Source organism: Streptomyces sp. NPDC041122, from assembly GCF_055592445.1.
In genome coordinates this window covers 528082-544773 of sequence record NZ_JBVIYQ010000002.1, presented here as the reverse complement: position 1 = coordinate 544773, position 16692 = coordinate 528082, and the positions used below count along the sequence as shown (strand labels likewise).

The 16692-nt window shown below is 74.7% G+C and carries 14 protein-coding genes; 8 read left to right on the top strand and 6 right to left on the bottom strand.

Features of this window, described 5'->3' with window-relative positions:
* The first annotated feature begins 75 nt into the window (after positions 1-75).
* Together ACZ6B8_RS08650 and ACZ6B8_RS08645 are read left to right on the top strand one after the other, a co-directional pair.
* Entirely contained in the window at positions 76-1302 is a 1227-nt protein-coding gene (locus tag ACZ6B8_RS08650; RefSeq protein WP_471606711.1) for a cytochrome P450, read from the top strand.
* Between the two features lie 50 nt (positions 1303-1352).
* Positions 1353-1565, top strand: coding sequence for a ferredoxin (locus tag ACZ6B8_RS08645; protein WP_471077652.1), 213 nt, complete (start codon positions 1353-1355; stop codon positions 1563-1565).
* Positions 1566-1598: 33 nt separating this feature from the next.
* Here the strand turns inward: ACZ6B8_RS08645 and ACZ6B8_RS08640 are convergent, their stop codons facing one another.
* Positions 1599-4181, bottom strand: a complete 2583-nt coding sequence (locus ACZ6B8_RS08640; protein WP_471606710.1) for a polysaccharide lyase family 8 super-sandwich domain-containing protein — start codon at positions 4179-4181, stop codon at positions 1599-1601.
* Positions 4182-4345: 164 nt separating this feature from the next.
* Here ACZ6B8_RS08640 and ACZ6B8_RS08635 point away from each other — a divergent pair, with 164 nt between their 5' ends.
* Positions 4346-5596 carry a hypothetical protein gene (locus tag ACZ6B8_RS08635; protein WP_471606709.1) on the top strand — a complete coding sequence of 417 codons (1251 nt, stop codon included), beginning with the start codon at positions 4346-4348 and terminating at the stop codon, positions 5594-5596.
* A gap of 23 nt (positions 5597-5619) precedes the next feature.
* Positions 5620-6867 carry a hypothetical protein gene (locus tag ACZ6B8_RS08630; RefSeq protein ID WP_471077643.1) on the top strand — a complete coding sequence of 416 codons (1248 nt, stop codon included), beginning with the start codon at positions 5620-5622 and terminating at the stop codon, positions 6865-6867.
* Positions 6868-6894: 27 nt separating this feature from the next.
* On the opposite strand, the gene ACZ6B8_RS08625 is transcribed toward ACZ6B8_RS08630, so the two are convergent.
* A complete protein-coding gene (locus tag ACZ6B8_RS08625) occupies positions 6895-7563 on the bottom strand; it encodes a pyridoxamine 5'-phosphate oxidase family protein (protein WP_471607174.1) in 669 nt (222 codons plus the stop codon).
* A gap of 272 nt (positions 7564-7835) precedes the next feature.
* Between ACZ6B8_RS08625 and ACZ6B8_RS08620 the strand changes: the two genes are divergently transcribed.
* On the top strand, positions 7836-10700 hold the full coding sequence (locus tag ACZ6B8_RS08620) for a glycoside hydrolase family 2 TIM barrel-domain containing protein (RefSeq protein ID WP_471606708.1): 2865 nt from the start codon (positions 7836-7838) through the stop codon (positions 10698-10700).
* An 11-nt stretch (positions 10701-10711) separates the two neighbouring features.
* Here ACZ6B8_RS08620 and ACZ6B8_RS08615 read toward each other — a convergent pair whose 3' ends face one another.
* Entirely contained in the window at positions 10712-11527 is an 816-nt protein-coding gene (locus tag ACZ6B8_RS08615; protein ID WP_471606707.1) for a dienelactone hydrolase family protein, read from the bottom strand.
* 63 nt (positions 11528-11590) lie between these two features.
* On the opposite strand from ACZ6B8_RS08615, the gene ACZ6B8_RS08610 reads away from it, so the two are divergent.
* Both ACZ6B8_RS08610 and ACZ6B8_RS08605 read left to right on the top strand, forming a co-directional pair.
* Entirely contained in the window at positions 11591-13027 is a 1437-nt protein-coding gene (locus ACZ6B8_RS08610) for a hypothetical protein (RefSeq protein ID WP_471077634.1), read from the top strand.
* Between the two features lie 36 nt (positions 13028-13063).
* Entirely contained in the window at positions 13064-13834 is a 771-nt protein-coding gene (locus tag ACZ6B8_RS08605; RefSeq protein WP_471606706.1) for a hypothetical protein, read from the top strand.
* 65 nt (positions 13835-13899) lie between these two features.
* On the opposite strand, the gene ACZ6B8_RS08600 is transcribed toward ACZ6B8_RS08605, so the two are convergent.
* Positions 13900-14310: an NUDIX hydrolase gene (locus ACZ6B8_RS08600; protein WP_471606705.1), complete on the bottom strand. Its 411-nt coding sequence runs from the start codon at positions 14308-14310 to the stop codon at positions 13900-13902.
* 205 nt (positions 14311-14515) lie between these two features.
* Here ACZ6B8_RS08600 and ACZ6B8_RS08595 point away from each other — a divergent pair, with 205 nt between their 5' ends.
* On the top strand, positions 14516-14944 hold the full coding sequence (locus ACZ6B8_RS08595) for a VOC family protein (protein ID WP_471606704.1): 429 nt from the start codon (positions 14516-14518) through the stop codon (positions 14942-14944).
* Here ACZ6B8_RS08595 and ACZ6B8_RS08590 read toward each other — a convergent pair.
* Positions 14927-15673, bottom strand: coding sequence for a DUF6597 domain-containing transcriptional factor (locus tag ACZ6B8_RS08590; protein ID WP_471606703.1), 747 nt, complete (start codon positions 15671-15673; stop codon positions 14927-14929). The genes ACZ6B8_RS08595 and ACZ6B8_RS08590 overlap by 18 nt on opposite strands.
* A 9-nt stretch (positions 15674-15682) precedes the next feature.
* Positions 15683-16621, bottom strand: a complete 939-nt coding sequence (locus ACZ6B8_RS08585) for an AraC family transcriptional regulator (RefSeq protein ID WP_471606702.1) — start codon at positions 16619-16621, stop codon at positions 15683-15685.
* Between the last annotated feature and the right edge of the window lie 71 nt (positions 16622-16692).

Sequence of the window (16692 nt, the reverse complement as noted above, 5' to 3'; positions counted from 1 at the left end):
GGTGGACGACATAGATGCCCCAGGCATCCAATGGGAAGGGAGATAAGCGAAGAACTGCGCTTGCGAGGTAGATCCATGACGGAGTCAATGGAAGCGACGGAAGCGACGGAGACCGTCGCCTTCCCCCAGGACCGCACCTGTCCCTACCACCCGCCGACCGCGTACGCCCCCCTGCGCGAGACCCGGCCGCTCTCCCGCGTCAGCCTCTTCGACGGCCGCTCCGTGTGGGTGGTCACCGGGCAGAAGGAGGCCCGCGAGCTGCTCATCGACCCACGCCTCTCCTCGGACCGCCAGCACGAGGCGTTCCCCGCGCCCACCGAACGCTTCGCCGGGCTCAACGACCGGCGCATCGCGCTGCTCGGCGTCGACGACCCGGAACACAACACCCAGCGCCGGATGCTGATCCCCAGCTTCTCCGTCAAGCGCATCGCGGCCATGCGCCCGCGCATCCAGCGGACGGTCGACGGGCTCCTGGACACGTTGATCGAACAGGGTCCACCCGCCGAGCTGGTCGGCGCCTTCGCGCTGCCCGTGCCGTCCATGGTGATCTGCGCCCTGCTCGGCGTGCCCTACGCCGACCACGAGTTCTTCGAGGAGAAGTCACGCCGCCTGCTGCGCGGCCCCACCGCCGACGACAGCCGGCAGGCGCGCGAGGAACTGGACGCCTATTTCCACGCGTTGATCGACCGCAAGCGTCGAAGCCCCGGTGAGGGGCTGCTCGACGAGCTCATCCAGCAGCAGCTCGCCGCCGGCGCCGTCGATCGGGAGGAGCTGGTCCGGCTGGCCTCGATCCTGCTGATCGCCGGGCACGAGACCACCGCGAACATGATCTCGCTGGGGACGTTCGCCCTGCTCCAGCACCCCGAACGGCTGGCCGAACTGCGCGCGGGGCTGCGGGCCGATCCGCCCCTGATGCCCGCCGCCGTCGAGGAGTTGCTGCGTTTCCTGTCCATCGCGGACGGTCTGCTGCGGGTGGCCACACAGGACTTCGAGTTCGCCGGGAACACCATCCGCGCCGACGACGGCATCGTCTTCGCCACCTCCCTCATCAACCGCGACGACGCCGCCTACCGGGCCCCCGAGGAGCTGGACTGGCACCGCCCCGACCGGCACCACGTGGCCTTCGGGTTCGGCATCCACCAGTGCCTGGGGCAGAACCTCGCGCGCGCCGAGATGGAGATCGCTCTGGGCACGCTCTTCGAGCGGCTGCCGGGGCTGCGGCTGGCCGTCCCCGCACAGGAGATCCCGTTCAAGCCGGGCGACACCATCCAGGGCATGCTCGAACTCCCCGTCACCTGGTAGGTGCTGTAGGTGTGGGGCAGCATACGAGCGGCAGTCAGGAGGAGTCGACCATGGCGAACACGATGATCCACGTCGAGAAGGACCGGTGCGTGGGCGCCGGCATGTGCGCGCTCACCGCGCCGAGCGTCTTCACCCAGGACGACGACGGCTTCAGCGAGGTGCTGCCCGGCCGTCAGGACGGCGGCGGCGATCCCCTGGTACGGGAAGCCGCGCGGGCGTGCCCGGTGCAGGCCATCAGCGTCGAGGAGGGCGACCTGGGCTGATGGGCCGTCAATCAGCCTGCGCAGGCGGGGGTTTCAGTGGTCGAGCGTGGCCGTGAAGCTCCTGCCGTACGCATGGTGCGTGTCGACCTCGACGCGGGTGCCGCCCGGCACCCGGTCCACCCGGACCCCCGGATCCGCGGTGACCTCGCGCAGCGGGCGGCCCCGGAGCAGCACCGTCACGGTGTCCCGGTCCATCGTCGGGTCGGACACCGCGAGCGAGAGCGGCGCGCCTCCCCGGCCGCGGCGGACGATGACCGAGGCGGGGCCGTGCACGCGCAGGCCCGCGACCTCGTGGCGGCCCCGCGAGAAGGTGTTGGCCGCCGTCAGGCCGAGGCCGGTGTGGGCGATGGCCTGCACATGGGCCGAGTTGGCGAGGACCGTGAGCGGCCCGTGGCGGTGGGCGCGCAACCGGTCCTCGTCGGCGTTCGGCAGCAGCGCGTACGCGAGCCGGGCAGGACGGCCGCCCGCGACCCCGTCGAGGGTGACGCCGAACACCGAACGGGTCACCGCCGTATCGGGGTTGGCGGTACGCACGACCCGGCGGCTGCGGGTGACCTCGTCCAGGGTGACGCGCACCGGCGGCCCTTCCAGGAACAGATAGCCGACGGCGGTGTCCCGGGTGGCGTTGGCGTAGCGCAGCCAGCGCAGGGCGGCGGTGCCGGGGCCGCTCCAGGGGCGGCCGTCGCGGCGCAGCCCGGTGAGGGTGACACGGTCGGCGGGGGCGGCGGTGCGGGCGTCGACGGTGGTGGTGACGGCCCGGCCCGCCGGGTCGCCGACGTCGGCGGCGAGCACCACGATCTCGTCGTCGAGCAGGAACCACGACTTCGTCGCCGTCGCGTTCCGGTAGGTCACGAAGTCGTCGGGCAGCAGCCGCCGGTCGCGGTGGGCGACGTCGTCGGACTGCACCATCCCCGCCGCGCCGTACGCGCCGAGGACGGCGCCGCCGGAGTAGCGGGCGGTGCCGCACGGGAAGTAGACGTAGGTGTTCTGCGACTCGGACGACGACGTGAAGTGCAGCGGGTGACCGGGGTTGTCGTAGTAGGGCTTGCCGTACAACTCCGGTACGGTGCGCCGCTGTTCGACCGGGGCGGTGACGCCCGCGAGGCCGTACGGCGAGACGGTGGTGAAGTAGTCGACGCCGTACGCCTGTGTCTGGTCCTGACCCGCGAGGTAGAGGTAGTGGGCGCCGTCGCCCTGGAACCAGGGCATGAGGTTCTCGCCGCTCATGTACTCGTACTTGCTGATCCGCGCGGAGCTGCGCGCGAGGGCGAAGGCGTAACCCGGCCTGCGGTGCACGGTGCGGTCCATGGCGTTGAAGGCGACGCTGCGCGCGGCGGGGTTGAGGTCGGCGGGCGGCACCGCCGCATCCCCCACGATGTCGGCGTAGCGCGCGATGCTGACCGGCGAGACGAAGCGCACCGGGTCCAGGGGCGCGCGCGAGGTGGCCCTGACGTGTTTGACGTAGCTCTTCAGCGCGGCGGCCCCGGCGCCCGTCGCGAGCGAGGAGAGGTCGACGACGGCCTCGACGACCACCGCCACGTCGGCGTACCCGGAGTCCGTGCGCGACACCGCCCGACCCTTGACGATCTCCATCATCCAGCCCTCGAAGATCAGCGGGGCGAATCCGTTCTTCACCCAGCCGGACACCGTGGGCACGAGCTGCTCGCCGTGCGCGAAGCCCGTGCCGTCGAGGATCTTGAGGGTCTGCACGACGCGGGTGAGCAGCCCCTTGCCGTACGAGCCGGTGTAGGCGACGGAGGCGTGCTGGAGGAACGAGCCGTCGGCGTAATGCCCGTCCGTCACCCGGTGGTTGAGGTGGTAGGGGTCGATGGTGGCGAAGACCGTCAGCTGGTCGGTGAGCGCCTTGCGGATGCGGGCCTCGCCCGGCTCGCCCAGGAGGGCGCCCTGCAGGATCCGATTGGTGGTGAGGTCGGCGAGGTTGGCGCCGGTGTGGAAGCGCGAGTCGAGGTTCACGTCGCCGCCGGTGCCGTTGCGCAGGTAGGCGTCCATCGAGGCGACGTAGGTGGCGATCAGCCCGGGGCGGTGGGCGGCGGCCTCCTCGGCGAGCAGGACCAGGGTCTTGCTGATGTGCTGGGAGATGCCGATCTCCCAATGGAACCAGTTTCCGTAGTAGCCCTTCGACTGGTCGCCGTAGTACCGCTCGTGCAGCCACGCCAGGCCGTCGACGACACGGCGCCGCACGGCCGCGTCGCCGTACAGGTCCGGGGCGGTGCCCGGCGTGCGGGTGGCGAGGGCGATCTCGTACAGGCGGCGGTAGGCGGTGTCCAGGTTGGTCTCGTCGGTGCCGAGGACCAGGCCGGCGAAGAGCTCGCCCTCGCGCGCGTCGTCCATCGCCTTCAGGCCGGCCCGCGCGGTCTTCTCCACGGCGGCGATCTTGGCGGCCGTCTCCGGGCGGGAGTTGGACGCGGTGGTCCCGGCGAAGACCGCCACGGTGTTGGCGAGCAGCCGGGCGCGGCCCTCGGCGGACGCGGCGGCGAAGGCGGCGGCGCCCGCGCGGCCCGCGGGCCCCGCCGTGAAGAGCGGGACGACCGGGACGGCCGTCAGGAGACCGGTGGCCGACAGGGCGGACAGCAGGCGTCTGCGGGTGATCTCCATGGCGGCCTCCAACGGCGACGTACGTGGCGTTCCGCGGGCGTTCGGCGAGCGGAGTCAAGCAGACACCCCCGGCGCCGACAAGGGTCCCGGGCCCCGGTCGCGCCCGGGCGGATTGATACCGTCCACTCCGATCATGGTGCCGTGCACGGGGGAAGGGGAGCGCCATGCCCGCAACGGGCGCGCCGCGTCGGCCGCGAAAGCGCACCTGGCCGGCGGCCGCGGTGGTGGTGACCCTGCTGGCCGCGTCGTCGGTGACCTGGGCCGCCTGGTCGCGGGCCGAGGAGCGCGAGGACCGGCTCGACGCCAATCGGGCCCTGGTGGCGCGGGGCTGCGCGGGCCTGCTCCGGGAGGAGCTGTACGCCTCCGTGCCGGACGACGAGCGGGCCGTCCTCGACGCGTTCGGGACGATGCTGCGGCCCCACCGGGAGAGCCGTGCGCTGCTCGACTGCACGCTGGCCTGGGCGGGTGACGGCGCGGCCTCGGGCGTACGGGCCCGGGTGCGGGCCGAGCCGGTGCGCGCCCGTACCGACCCCGACCCCCTGACCGGCGACTTCGGCCTGCCCCTGCCGCCGGGCGCGGTGGGCGGTGCCGGCTCCGCGGGACGGTGGGACGACAGCACGGTGTCGGCCTCCCTGCTCGTCGACTGCCCGAAGGGGCTGCACAGCCGTGGCGGGGCCGCACGGGATCTGCTGGTGTCGGTGCGGTTGCCGGCGGACGGCGACGCGTCCGTCGTACCGAAGGCCGACCGGCTCGCCGCCGCACGGACGGCGGCGAAGGTCACCAACTGGGTGACGCACCGGCAGGGTTGTGGCGGCGAGCCGCTGCGCACCGAGCCCGGCCGCGCCCCCGCGAAGACGCCGGAGCTCTGCGCCTGGCTCTCGCCGAAGGCGCTGCGGCTGACGCCGGGCAGGTGGCGGTCGACCGGGAACGAGCCGGTGTACAACCGGCGCCTCGGGGCGTGCGGCGGACAGTGGGACGACACCGCGGGCTCCCCCGGCCACCTCACGGTTCGGGCGGCCGGCGCGGAGAGCTGGTCGGGTGTCCTCGCGCGCGGCGCCTACGAGGCCTACGCACAGGACGCGTCGGTGCCCGACCCCGGGGCGCCGGCCCCGCACGAGAAGCCGGTGGCGGTCGAGGAGTCGGGCGACGACCCGCAGCTCGCCCTGTGGGCCAGATCGGTGTGCGTGGCGGGGCCGACGTACCACCGCGTGACGGTGACCCCCGCGTTCGACTTCGACCGGGGGCCGGAGAAGGGCCGCGTCGTGCTCCGACCGCAGGACCAGCAGCGCCTCTCGGGCCGGGCGCGCGCGGTGCTCGACCGCTATCTGGCGGCGCCCGGCGGATGGCCCCGGCGCTCGCACTGCGGCCGGACGAAGATCGTGGGAGAGGTGACTCAGTGGCGCGAGCGGGACTGACCTGGCGGACGCGGACGGGGCGCGTGGCTCTGTCCTCCCTCGGGGCGCTCGTCGTCCTGGCCCTGGTCGCGGGCGGTTTCTACTGGTGGGGCGGCCCGCGCGAGCGCCGCGCCGCGCAACAGGTGCTCGACGAGGCCTGCGACGGCGTACTGCCCTCGCGCGAGCTGCGGGACGTGCTCGGGGACGGGCCCTACGCGTCCGGGCCCGGCCGGCTCGACCTGCGGCCGGCGGAAGGGGGCGAGGGCGGCCACGGGGTGCGTACCGTCACGTGCGACGTGCGCGGCGACGGCGTGCGCGTGGCGGGCGGCGACGCGAACGGGGCCGAGGTCGAGGTCACCGTGCAGAGCGTGCCGCGGCACGGCGGCGACGTCACCGGGGACGCCGGGCGCGAGGAGGCCGGCCTCGACGAGGACCCGCCGTACCCCCGGCTGTCCCCCGAGCTGCCACCCGTGGCGCTCGGCGGCGGCTGGCGGGGCCTGTTCACGACTGGGGAGAGCCTCACGGACCGGCCCGGTACCGGTGCCGGCGCCCGTGCGGCGACCGCGGTGACGCTCCTCGACTGCGCCCGGGACCGCGGCGGACTGCTCGTCACCGTCGACGCGCAGGACGACGACGTCACGCTGGACGACCCGGAGCGCCGCACCGCCTTCGCGCGGATCGCCACCGCGACCGCCGCGAAGGCATCGCAAAAGTGGGGCTGCGACGCCGCGTTGGGGGCGCCGCCGCGCTCCGTGGCGCTGCCGGTGAACGTCGACGAGAGCGTGCCGCTCGCCGACGCGTCCGGGACCTGCCGGGGCGTGCCCGGCCGGGGCCGGCCGCTGTCCCGGGCGTGGGAGGGCGCGAGCGCCGGCAGCCCCGTCGAGGTGTGCGTCGTGGCGGGTGAGCGGCCCGAACTGCCGGGCCCCGACACGGCGTTCGGCGTACGGGGCTACCACCTCGTCGCGTCCTACGGGCCGTACGCGCAGACCGAGCGCCGCGCCTACGAGCGGCGGCACGGGAGGTACAGCGACACACCGGGCCCCGGCGAGGCGCCGGCCGGGCGGCTGGCGGACGGGGGCCTCTGGGCGAGCGCGGTCTGCCGGGACGGGAGCGGCCCCGCGCTGTACACGGTGCGGGACGAGGGGGCATGGAACCGGGACCGGTCCGGCACGTACGGCGAGCGCCCCACGAAGCCGTCCGCGGCCGACCGGGCGTACGAGCGGGCCGCGCTCACGCGGTTCGCGCGGCACTCGGCGCGGACCCACGGCTGCGAAGCGCCCCGACTGCCGTGAGCCCGCACGCGCCGGGCGCGGGGCCCCTCAGAGCCTGTCGTCGGACCCCTGCCGCGTTCCGCTCCGCCCCGCGATGTGCGGCGGCGGCGCGATGCCGGCGGGCAGCAGCGGGTCCGGCACCGGTGCGCCCCACATGGCGGTCAGCGGCAGATTCCCGGCCCAGACACCGAGCCCGGCGTCCGGGCCCGCGCCGTCCTCCGGCGGCCCCTCCGCCACCTTGACCGAGGCTTCCGTGAGGGAGAGGGCGAGCAGGGTGGTCGCGGCGAGTTCCTTGCGGCTGGGGCGGCGCGCGTAGTCCCACTGGCCGGGTGCCGCGTGCTCGGTGAGCAGGCGCAGGCCGCGCAGTTTCTCGTCGGGGTCGGTCACCCGGCGCGGCACCCCGTGGATCATCGCGCTGCGGTACGCGACGCCGTGCTCGAACACGGAACGGGCGAGTATCAGCCCGTCGACGTGGGTGACGGTGACGCAGACGGACGCCTCGGGGTCGGCCGCCAGACTGCGGCTGGCCACGGAGCCGTGCAGGTAGAGCCAGGCGTCGTCGCGGCCGTAGACCGTGGGCACGACCATCGGGTGGCCGTCGACAACGACACCGAGGTGGCAGACGAAGCCCGTGTCGAGGATCGCCTCCAGGTCGGCGCGGACCAGGCTGCCCTGCTCGCGCAGGCGGCGGTGGCGGGTGCGGTCGGTGACGGGCAGCGTGGCGGGCAGCGCGGCGTCGCCGTCACCGGCCGGCCCCCTCGCGGTCAACGGCTGTTCATGTCGTTCGTTCACACCTCGACAAGTTACCGATATCGCCAGATGGACGCCACGGTTCAACTGAATCCGCTGCACGACGCGTGCCACCGTACGAAATCCGCAGCATCCGTCCGTGGCGCCCGCACACCCGTCCAAGCCGGTCCCGAAGAATCCAACGACTCCCCGCCCGCGACGATGGCGTGCCCCCGCCCCCGCGCTGTCTGATGGAATCCATGGAGCTTCCCCACCACGAGGACGTGTCCCCCGGCACCGGCAGCCTTCCGCCCCGCGCGTGGTACGCGGCGTCCGACGCCGCCACCCTCTCCCTCAACGGCCGCTGGCGCTTCCGGCTCTCCCCCGGCGCCGACACCGAGGACGAGGCCTTCGCCGCCGACGGGTACGACGTCGCACGCGGCGGCTGGGACGAGATCGCGGTCCCCGGCCACTGGGTGCTGCAGGGCCACGGCGCGCCCCACTACACCAACCAGCTCTACCCGTTCCCGGTCGATCCGCCCCGCGTGCCCACCGAGAACCCCACCGGCGACCATCTGCGCGCCTTCGACCTGCCCGCCGGCTGGCCGCGCGACGGCGAGGCCGTGCTGCGCTTCGACGGCGTCGAGTCCTGCGCCCGCGTGTGGCTCAACGGCACGGAGCTCGGCGACTTCAAGGGCTCCCGGCTGCCGCACGAGTTCGCCGTCGGCGCGCTGCTGCGGCCCGAGCACAACGTCCTCGCGGTCCGCGTCCACCAGTGGTCCGCGGGCTCCTACCTGGAGGACCAGGACCAGTGGTGGCTGCCGGGCATCTTCCGCGATGTGACGCTGCTGCACCGGCCCGAGGGCTGTGCGGGCGACTTCTTCGTGCACGCCGGGTACGACCACCGCACGGGGACGGGCACCCTGCGCGTCGACTCCGACGTCCAAGGGCGCGTCACCGTACCCGAGTTGGGCGTCGACGTGCCGACCGGTGAGCAGGTCGCCCTGCCCGTGGAGCCGTGGACGGCGGAGACGCCGCGCCTGTACGACGCGGTCCTGGCCACCCCCGGCGAGCGGATCCCGCTCCGCGTCGGCTTCCGCACGGTCGCCCTGCGGGACGGCCGCATCACGGTGAACGGCCGCCCGATCCTCCTCCGGGGCGTCAACCGCCACGAGTTCCACCCGGAGACGGGCCGCACCCTGGACCCCGAAACCATGCGCGCCGACGTCCTGCTGATGAAGCGTCACAACATCAACGCCGTCCGCACCAGCCACTACCCGCCGCACCCCGCCTTCCTCGGCCTCTGCGACGAGCTCGGCCTGTGGGTGATCGACGAGTGCGACCTGGAGACCCACGGGTTCACCGCTGTGGGTTGGCGCGGCAACCCCGTCGACGACGACCGCTGGACGCCCGCGCTCCTGGACCGCGCGGCCCGGATGGTCGAGCGCGACAAGAACCACGCCTCGGTCATCCTCTGGTCGCTCGGCAACGAGTGCGGGACGGGACGCGGCCTGACCGCCATGGCCGAGTGGATCCGCGCCCGCGACGACAGCCGCCTGCTCCACTACGAGGGCGACCCCTCGTGCGCGGACACCGACGTCCACTCCCGGATGTACGCCGGCCACGCCGAGGTCGAACGCATCGGCCGCGGCGAGGACGACGGGCCGCCGGAGCGCGCTCGACTCCCTTTCATCCTCTGCGAGTACGCACACGCCATGGGCAACGGGCCGGGTGGCCTCAGCGAGTACCAGCGGCTCTTCGAGACGTACGACCGGCTCCAGGGCGGCTTCGTCTGGGAGTGGATCGACCACGGCATCGCGCACCCCGCGTACGGGTACGTGTACGGCGGCGACTTCGGCGAGGAGCCGCACGACGGGAACTTCGTCTGTGACGGGCTGCTCTTCCCCGACCGCACGCCCTCCCCCGGACTCGTCGAGTACAAGAAGGTGATCGAGCCGGTCCGGATCGACGGCGACGGGCGGGAGGGAACGGTCGGGATCAGCAATCTCCACGACTTCGCCGACCTCTCCCACCTCGCCTTCAACTGGTCGTTCGAGAAGGACGGCACGGCCGTCGCGGACGGCGTCCTCGCGGTGGGGCCGGTCGCCCCCGGCGAGCGTGTGGAGGTGAAGCTGCCGCCCCCGCCCCGCCGCGACCCGGACGCCGAGACCCGGTGGACGGTGCGGGCGGTGCTCGCCGAGGACACGGCGTGGGCGGCGCGGGGGCACGAGGTGGCGTGGGCCCAACTCCCGGTCGAATCCGGCATGTTCCTGCCGGTGCCGGGCGGTGTCGTCCCGGAACGGGAGACCGACGGGCGGCGGATCGCCCTCGGCGCCGCGACGTTCGACGCGCGCACCGGCGCGCTCCGGACCTTCCACGGCCGCGAGATCAAGGAGCTGCGGCTCGACGTGTGGCGGGCGCCCACCGACAACGACAACGGCATGCCGTGGCGCCCCGAGCCGGCCCTCGCCGCCCGCTGGCGCGCCCTCGGCCTCGACCGGATGCTGCACCGCGTCGACGCCGTCGAGACGAGCGCCGAAGGGCTCACCGTCCGCACCCGGGTCGCGCCCGCGGCGAGCGACGTGGCGCTGCGCACGGTCTACCACTGGGCGTCGGACGGCGTCAGGCTGCTGCTGCGGATGACCGTGACGCCGGAGGGCGAATGGAGCGTGCCGCTGCCGCGGATCGGCGTCCGCTTCGGGCTGCCGGGCGCGGGCGACCGGGTGCGATGGTTCGGCGGCGGCCCCGGCGAGGCCTACCCCGACACCGCGGCGGCCTCCCGGATCGGCGTGTGGGAGTCGGACGTCGCGGCCCTGCAGACCCCGTATGTGCGCCCGCAGGAGAACGGGGCGCGCGCGGACGTCCGGTGGGCCGAGGCCGGCGGCGTGCGGGTCGCGAGCGACGACCACCCGGCCTTCACGGCGCGGCGCTGGACGACCGAACAGCTCGACGCGGCCCGGCACCGCACCGACCTGGTGGCCGGCGACACCGTCTGGGTCAACCTCGACGTGGCCCGGCACGGCATCGGTTCCGGTTCGTGCGGCCCCGGCGTCCTGCCCCCGTACGAGCTGCGCGCCACCGGCACGACGACGTTCGGCTGCGTCTTCGCACCCGCCGCCGGGTGAGACGGCCCGGGTCAGCCCGCGGGGGCGGCGAGCCGCTCCCGCAGGAACGCCACGACCCGCTCCCGCGCGGCGTACGCGGGGTGCCCCGGCTCCTCGCGGACCTCCTCGGTGAGGACGGAGTGCGCCGACGCGGCGAACCCCGTCGCGTTGCCCGGCGACGAATCGAGCTCGATGACCTCGAACGCGTCGCCGAGGTGGCGGCGGAGCGTGGCGAAGCGGTCGCGCGGGGACAGCTTGTCCGCCGAGAAGCGCAGCCCGAGCGCGCACAGGCCCTCGTTCCTGGTCCGCGCCACGACCGTGTCGAACTCGGCGCGGGACATGCCCGCGTCCACCCGGCGGGCGCCGCTGACGGGCAGCGGCAGCGAGGGCTGGCTGAGCACCGGTGCGAGCACCGCGTCGTCCGTGGCGGCGGCCAGCGCGAAGCCGCCGGTGAAGCACATGCCGATGACGCCGACGCCCGGGGCCGGCGTGCGGGCCGCCAGGTCGCGGGCGAGGGCGCGCAGGTGGTCCGCGAAGGGGCGCCGGGCGTTGGTGGCGAAGGCGCGGAACTCGGCGGAGACACAGACCCGCGGCATGACCCCCAGCACGTACGGCGTGGAGACCGGGCGGCCCGGCTCACCGAAGGGCGACGGGATCGCGACCGTGAAGCCCTCCTTCACCAGGTGTTCGCCGAGACCCAGCACTCCCGGGTGCACCCCGGGGATTTCGGGAACCAGGACCACACCGGGGCCTGTCCCCTTCTCATAGACATCGTGCGTGAGACCCGCCCCCGTGAACGGGGCCCTGCTCCAGCCGGTGAGATCCGCTGTCGGTTCCGGACCGGGCACGGTGCTCACTCCCTTTCGTCACAAGTGTCATATGGGTAAGTGAAGTTCATGCCTACAGCACCCATGCGCGGAAGCACAGACCCCGCCGGGCCCCCCGGGCCGCCCGCCCCGCCGCCCGGGCCGCCGGCCGGGCGGATGGTGGCGTGGCTCGGCCGGTTCGGGCCCGTCGCCGTGGGCTACGCCGTGTTCCAGGCCCTGGTGGGCCTGCTCCCCGACGGTCTCTTCGGCGACACGGCCCGCTACTCGCTCGCCGTGGTCAGCGGCCTCGGTACGGGCATCTCCGCGTGGCTGGCCGGCGCGCTGCTGCGGGCCAGAGCGGCGGCGGGCGGGGGCGGGGACGACGGGGCGGACGACGGGAGCGGCGACCTGAACGGGGTGCCCTCGCCGCGCCGCCCGCGGGGACGCGCCACGGCACCGGGCGCGGGGGCCCCGGCGCCGGGGCCACTGCCGGGGCTCTCCGCCGCCACGTACACCGCCCTCACCGACCGTCTGACGGTCTTCGACGACCCGCTGCGGGGCCGTCTCGTCGGCTGGCCGCACGCCCTCGACGAGCAGCCGGAGCCGGTGCGGCCCACCCCGACGGGCACCGCGTACGGACTGCACACCGTCCTCGAACTCGGCATGCCCGACGGGCGGTTGCGCGCCTCCGAACTGGTGGAGACGCTCTGGCGGCTGCGGCTGCCCGAGGGCGGCTGGGCGGCCCGCTCGCAGGGCGCGGTGGGCCGCCCCGAGGTGACCGGCCTGGTGCTCGGCGCGCTCGCGCGGGCGGGCGCCGACCCGCGTCTCCTCGCCGCCGAGGCGGAGCGCTGCACCGAGCGGTTCAGCCGAGAACTGGAGCCCGCGGGGACGGAGTTGACCCATGTGGTCACCACCGTGCTGCGCGGTCTGCTGCGGGCCGCGCCCGACTCCCCCGCGCTGCCGCTGCTGCGCGACGCGTTGGTCGACGGCGCCGTCACCGATCCGGCGCGCGGCCACCGGCGCTGCTGGGGCACCCGGCTCACGCCGCCGCGCGGCCGGGCGGTGCCCCCGTCGGCGGTGCACACCGCGCAGGCCGTGGTCGCCCTCGACCGCGCGGCACGGGTACTCGGCGAGGACGCCAACGCCCGGGCCACCCGCGAGGAGGGCATCCGCTGGCTGCTCTCCTGCCCCGGCCCCGCGCACGACGGCTGCGAGGACCTGGAGAGCGGCCACGAGACGGTGCGCCGCCCGCACCCGGTCGACGCGTCGCGCCACGAGGTGCTGTCCGTGCGGCACTTCGCGGCGGCCTGGGTGGTGCGGGCACTGCTCACCCCCGACGCCCCGGCGGTCGCCGCGGACGAGGAGCGGGAAGCGGTCCGGCAGGAGACGCTGGCGGGCGCCGCCGCCTCGGTGTGGCGGCAGCAGGAGAACGGGATCTGGACGTGGGACGGGGTCGATCTCGCCTACCCGCTGTGGATGACCTATCAAGGCCTTTCGGCGCTGCGGGCACATGCCGTATGGATGTATCAGCCGGGCGGGTGAGCCCCCGGCGGTGCGGCGGACGAGGGGGAGAGTGCATTGGGCGGTCGGCACGTCCACGACGCCAGGCGGCTCCTCGCGGAGCGGCTGGACGGGCCGGCCGGGGACGAGCTGGTGCGGGCCGCCCGCGCGGCCGTCACCGAACTGGCCGCGCCGGGGCTCCTGTTGCCGCTGATCCGGGAGCTCGCGGCGGGCGCCGGCGACCCCTCGGGGTGCGCGCTCCTCTCCTACCGGCACGTCCTCGGCTTCGACAAGCTGCTGCTGATCGACGGCGGGCCGCGGCACATGCTCCGCGCCCACGTGTGGCACCCCGGCCGCGGCACGCAGGAGGACATCCACAACCACCGCTCGCCGCTGGCCTCGTGCGTGGTGCGGGGCGCCCTCGGCATGGAGCTGTACGAGCCCGCGGACGCCGCCGCCGCGGAGGGGCTCGACACGTCCTGGTACCGGGAGTCGCTCGCGGGCGAGGAGGCGGACTGGCTCCTGGAGCCAGCGGGCGCCGCCCGGCTGCGGCTGACCCAGACCGCGCGGTACGCGGCGGGGAGCGGGTACGCGCTGCCGCCGCACGTCCTGCACCGCGCCTGGTGCGCCTCGCCCGGCACGACGGTCACGCTGTTCCTGGAGACGGGGGCGGGGCGGCGGCGGTACACGGACGTGTTCGCCGGACCCGGCACGGAGGCGGTCCGGACGGAGGCGGCCCACACGGAGGCGGCCAGCACGGACCAGGTCGGGCGGGCGGTGGCGAAGAAGCCCCTGGAGGTGGGGGACTATCTGGCGGAGCTCTCGGCACTGGCCGAGCTGCTCGGCTGACGGCACCGGGCGGCGGTGCGGGGCGACGGTGCGGGGTGCGTGCGGGCCCGCTCCGGGCCAACGGCTCAGCCGAAGGCCTGGCGGACGATCTCGCGGTTGTAGGCGTCGATCTCGACCTCGCCGAGCTCGGCGGGGGCGAGCCAGCGGTGCGCCTGGTCGGGCAGCGGCAGCGCCACGTCGAAGGTGAGGGGGCGGACGAGGAAGTTGTCCTGCCAGTTCTTCACCTCGTGCCCGCGGTAGGTGCTGAGGAAGGAGGACTCGCCGACCTTGCGGAGCACCTGGCCGAGCAGGCCCGTCTCCTCCTTGAGCTCTCTGAGGACGCCGTCCCGGGGACTCTCGTCCGGCTCCAGCTTGCCGCACGGCACACCCCACACGCCGGGCAGGAACCGCTCGGTCTCACTGCGCCGCACGAGCAGCACGCGCCCGCGGTGCGCCACCACGGCCGCCGCGAGCCGGTTGTCGCCGGGATAGTCCATGCCTTCCAACGTAGCGGGGAATCAGGGGGCGTGACAGCCGGGCCCGCGGACCTCGGCCACCGTTTCGCGTTCCCGCTGGTCGCGGACGAGCGGAACATAGACGTCCGTCAACCGACTGCCGTAGGCCATCACCCACACGCGTCGACGCGGCCGGTGTCCGATTCCTTCAAGACCGGGCGCGGGGCCACTGCCTACGCTGCCGGACATGAACAGCACACCGACATCACCCACCCCCCGCTTCGACCTGATCGGTCTCGTCGTCTCCGATCTGACCGCCTCGCTCGCCTTCTACCGCAGGCTCGGCCTGGAGTTCCCCGACGGCGCCGAGAGCGCGCCGCACGTGGAGGCCGAGCTCCCCGGCGGGCTGCGCATCGCCCTCGACACCGAGGAGACCGTCCGGTCCTTCCACCCGGGCTGGCGGGCGCCCACGGGCGGGGGCCGGATCGGGCTCGCCTTCCACTGCGAATCGGCCGCCGGCGTCGACGCCGTGTACGAGGACCTGACGGCCGCCGGGTACGCGACCGAGCTCAAGCCGTTCGACGCGCCCTGGGGCCAGCGGTACGCCGTCGTGCTCGACCCGGACAGCAACGGCGTCGACCTCTTCGCGCCGCTCGGATCAGCCCCCGCCCAGTAGCTCGCCCAGCGCAAGCCCGGTGAACTCCTTGACGTCCCGGGCGAGATGGGCCTGGTCGGCGTAGCCCGCGACGGCCGCGGTCTGCGCGTACGGCAGCCCGTCGCGGGCCAGCGCGAGCGCCCGCTGGAGCCGCAGGACGCGGGCCAGCGTCTTGGCCCCGTACCCGAAGGCCGCCAGTGAACGGCGGTGCAGCAGACGCGCGTTGACGCCGACGTCCGCCGCGGTCCGGGCGACCGGGCGGCCCGCGCGCAGCGCTCCGACCACCTCGGCGATGAGCGGGTCGGGCGGTTCGGCGTCGGCGGCCCGCTCCAGCGCGAGCTCCTCCAGGGCGGCCACCGGGTCGCCGGCGCCGTCCATCCGTCCGGTGAGGCGGCGGGCCCGCGACGCGGTCCACAGGTCGGCCAACTCCACGCGCCGGTCGCGCAGTTCGTGGGCGGGCACGCCGAGCAGGGCGGGCGCGGTACCCGGGGAGAAGCGGATGCCGACGTAACGGGTGCCGGGTCCGGTGTCGTCCGGCAGGTACGCGCGGGTGTCCGGTCCCGCGACGAGGAGCCGCCCCCGGGCCCACAGCAGGTCCATGCACCCGTCGGGCAGCACCGGACGGGTGCCGTCGGGAGCGCCGACGGCATCGCGGGTCCACATGACGGCGCCGGGCAGCCGGGCGGGCCGCTCCCGGTAACCACCGCTCCCGCCGGTCCCGGGCACCTCCGGACTCTCGTGGGCGGCCATGGGAAAAGGCTACGCCGCGCGCGTGCGGTGGTCCTGCGGGCTGACCCCGTACACCCGCTTGAAGGCGCCGGACAGCGCGAACGCGCTCCCGTACCCGACCCGGCGGGCTATCGAGGCGATGGTCAGCTCGCTGTCGCGCAGCAGGTCCGCGGCGAGCGCGAGCCGCCAGTGGGTCAGGTACGTCATCGGGGGCTCCCCCACCAGCTCCGCGAACCGCCGGGCCAGCGCGGCCCGCGAGACGCCCGCCCCGGCGGCGAGGTCCGCGATGGTCCACGGGTGGGCCGGGTCGTCCTGGAGCAGCCGCAGGGCGCGGCCCACGACCGGGTCGCCCATCGCCCGGTACCAGGCGGGCGCGGCGGCCTCCGGGCGGGAGAACCAGGCGCGCAGCGCGGCGATCAGGAGCAGGTCGAGGAGCCGGTCGAGGACGACGGCCTGACCGGGCTCGTCCCTGCCCAGCTCCGCCGCGACCATCGGCGTCAGCGGGCACTCCCACACCTCGCCGGGCAGGACGAGCAGCGGCGGCAGCGCGTCGAGGAGCCGTCCGGTGATCTCGCCCCGCATCTGGTAGGTGCCGATCAGCATCTCGACCGAGCCGTCGGGCGACTCGCCCCAGGAGCGCAGGCCGAGGTCCCGGTAGCGGGCGACCGGCGCGCCGTCCAGCGGTACGCACTGCTCGCCCGGCCTGATCTCGGCGAACGGCGCCGTGCCGGGCTCGTCGGCGCAGGTGTAGTGGTCGGGGCCGCGGGCGATGGCGAGGTCGCCGGGGCGGATCCGCTGGGCCGGGGCCCCGTTCTCGGGGGTGATCCAGGCGCTGTCGCGGACCATGACCATGACCGACAGGGGTGCCTCGTCGGCGATCCGGACGGACCAGGGCGGGTCGAACAGGGCGCGGATCATGAACGCGCCGCGCGCGCGGGGACCCTCCAGGAGGCCTGCCAGTACGTCCATGGCGGCAGCGTAGACGCACGCGTATGGCCGTGAGCCGCTCGGCGATGGTCCGGTGACCTGCGGGCCGGTTC

Bases quoted from the DNA above. Each gene is read 5' to 3' on its own strand.
- ACZ6B8_RS08585 (WP_471606702.1), bottom strand. From the start codon at position 16,621: ATGGACGTACTGGCAGGCCTCCTGGAGGGTCCCCGCGCGCGCGGCGCG.
- ACZ6B8_RS08640 (WP_471606710.1), bottom strand. From the start codon at position 4,181: ATGGAGATCACCCGCAGACGCCTGCTGTCCGCCCTGTCGGCCACCGGT.
- ACZ6B8_RS08645 (WP_471077652.1), top strand. From the start codon at position 1,353: ATGGCGAACACGATGATCCACGTCGAGAAGGACCGGTGCGTGGGCGCC.
- ACZ6B8_RS08595 (WP_471606704.1), top strand. From the start codon at position 14,516: ATGAACAGCACACCGACATCACCCACCCCCCGCTTCGACCTGATCGGT.
- ACZ6B8_RS08590 (WP_471606703.1), bottom strand. From the start codon at position 15,673: ATGGCCGCCCACGAGAGTCCGGAGGTGCCCGGGACCGGCGGGAGCGGT.
- ACZ6B8_RS08650 (WP_471606711.1), top strand. From the start codon at position 76: ATGACGGAGTCAATGGAAGCGACGGAAGCGACGGAGACCGTCGCCTTC.
- ACZ6B8_RS08610 (WP_471077634.1), top strand. From the start codon at position 11,591: ATGCGCGGAAGCACAGACCCCGCCGGGCCCCCCGGGCCGCCCGCCCCG.
- ACZ6B8_RS08600 (WP_471606705.1), bottom strand. From the start codon at position 14,310: ATGGACTATCCCGGCGACAACCGGCTCGCGGCGGCCGTGGTGGCGCAC.
- ACZ6B8_RS08620 (WP_471606708.1), top strand. From the start codon at position 7,836: ATGGAGCTTCCCCACCACGAGGACGTGTCCCCCGGCACCGGCAGCCTT.
- ACZ6B8_RS08635 (WP_471606709.1), top strand. From the start codon at position 4,346: ATGCCCGCAACGGGCGCGCCGCGTCGGCCGCGAAAGCGCACCTGGCCG.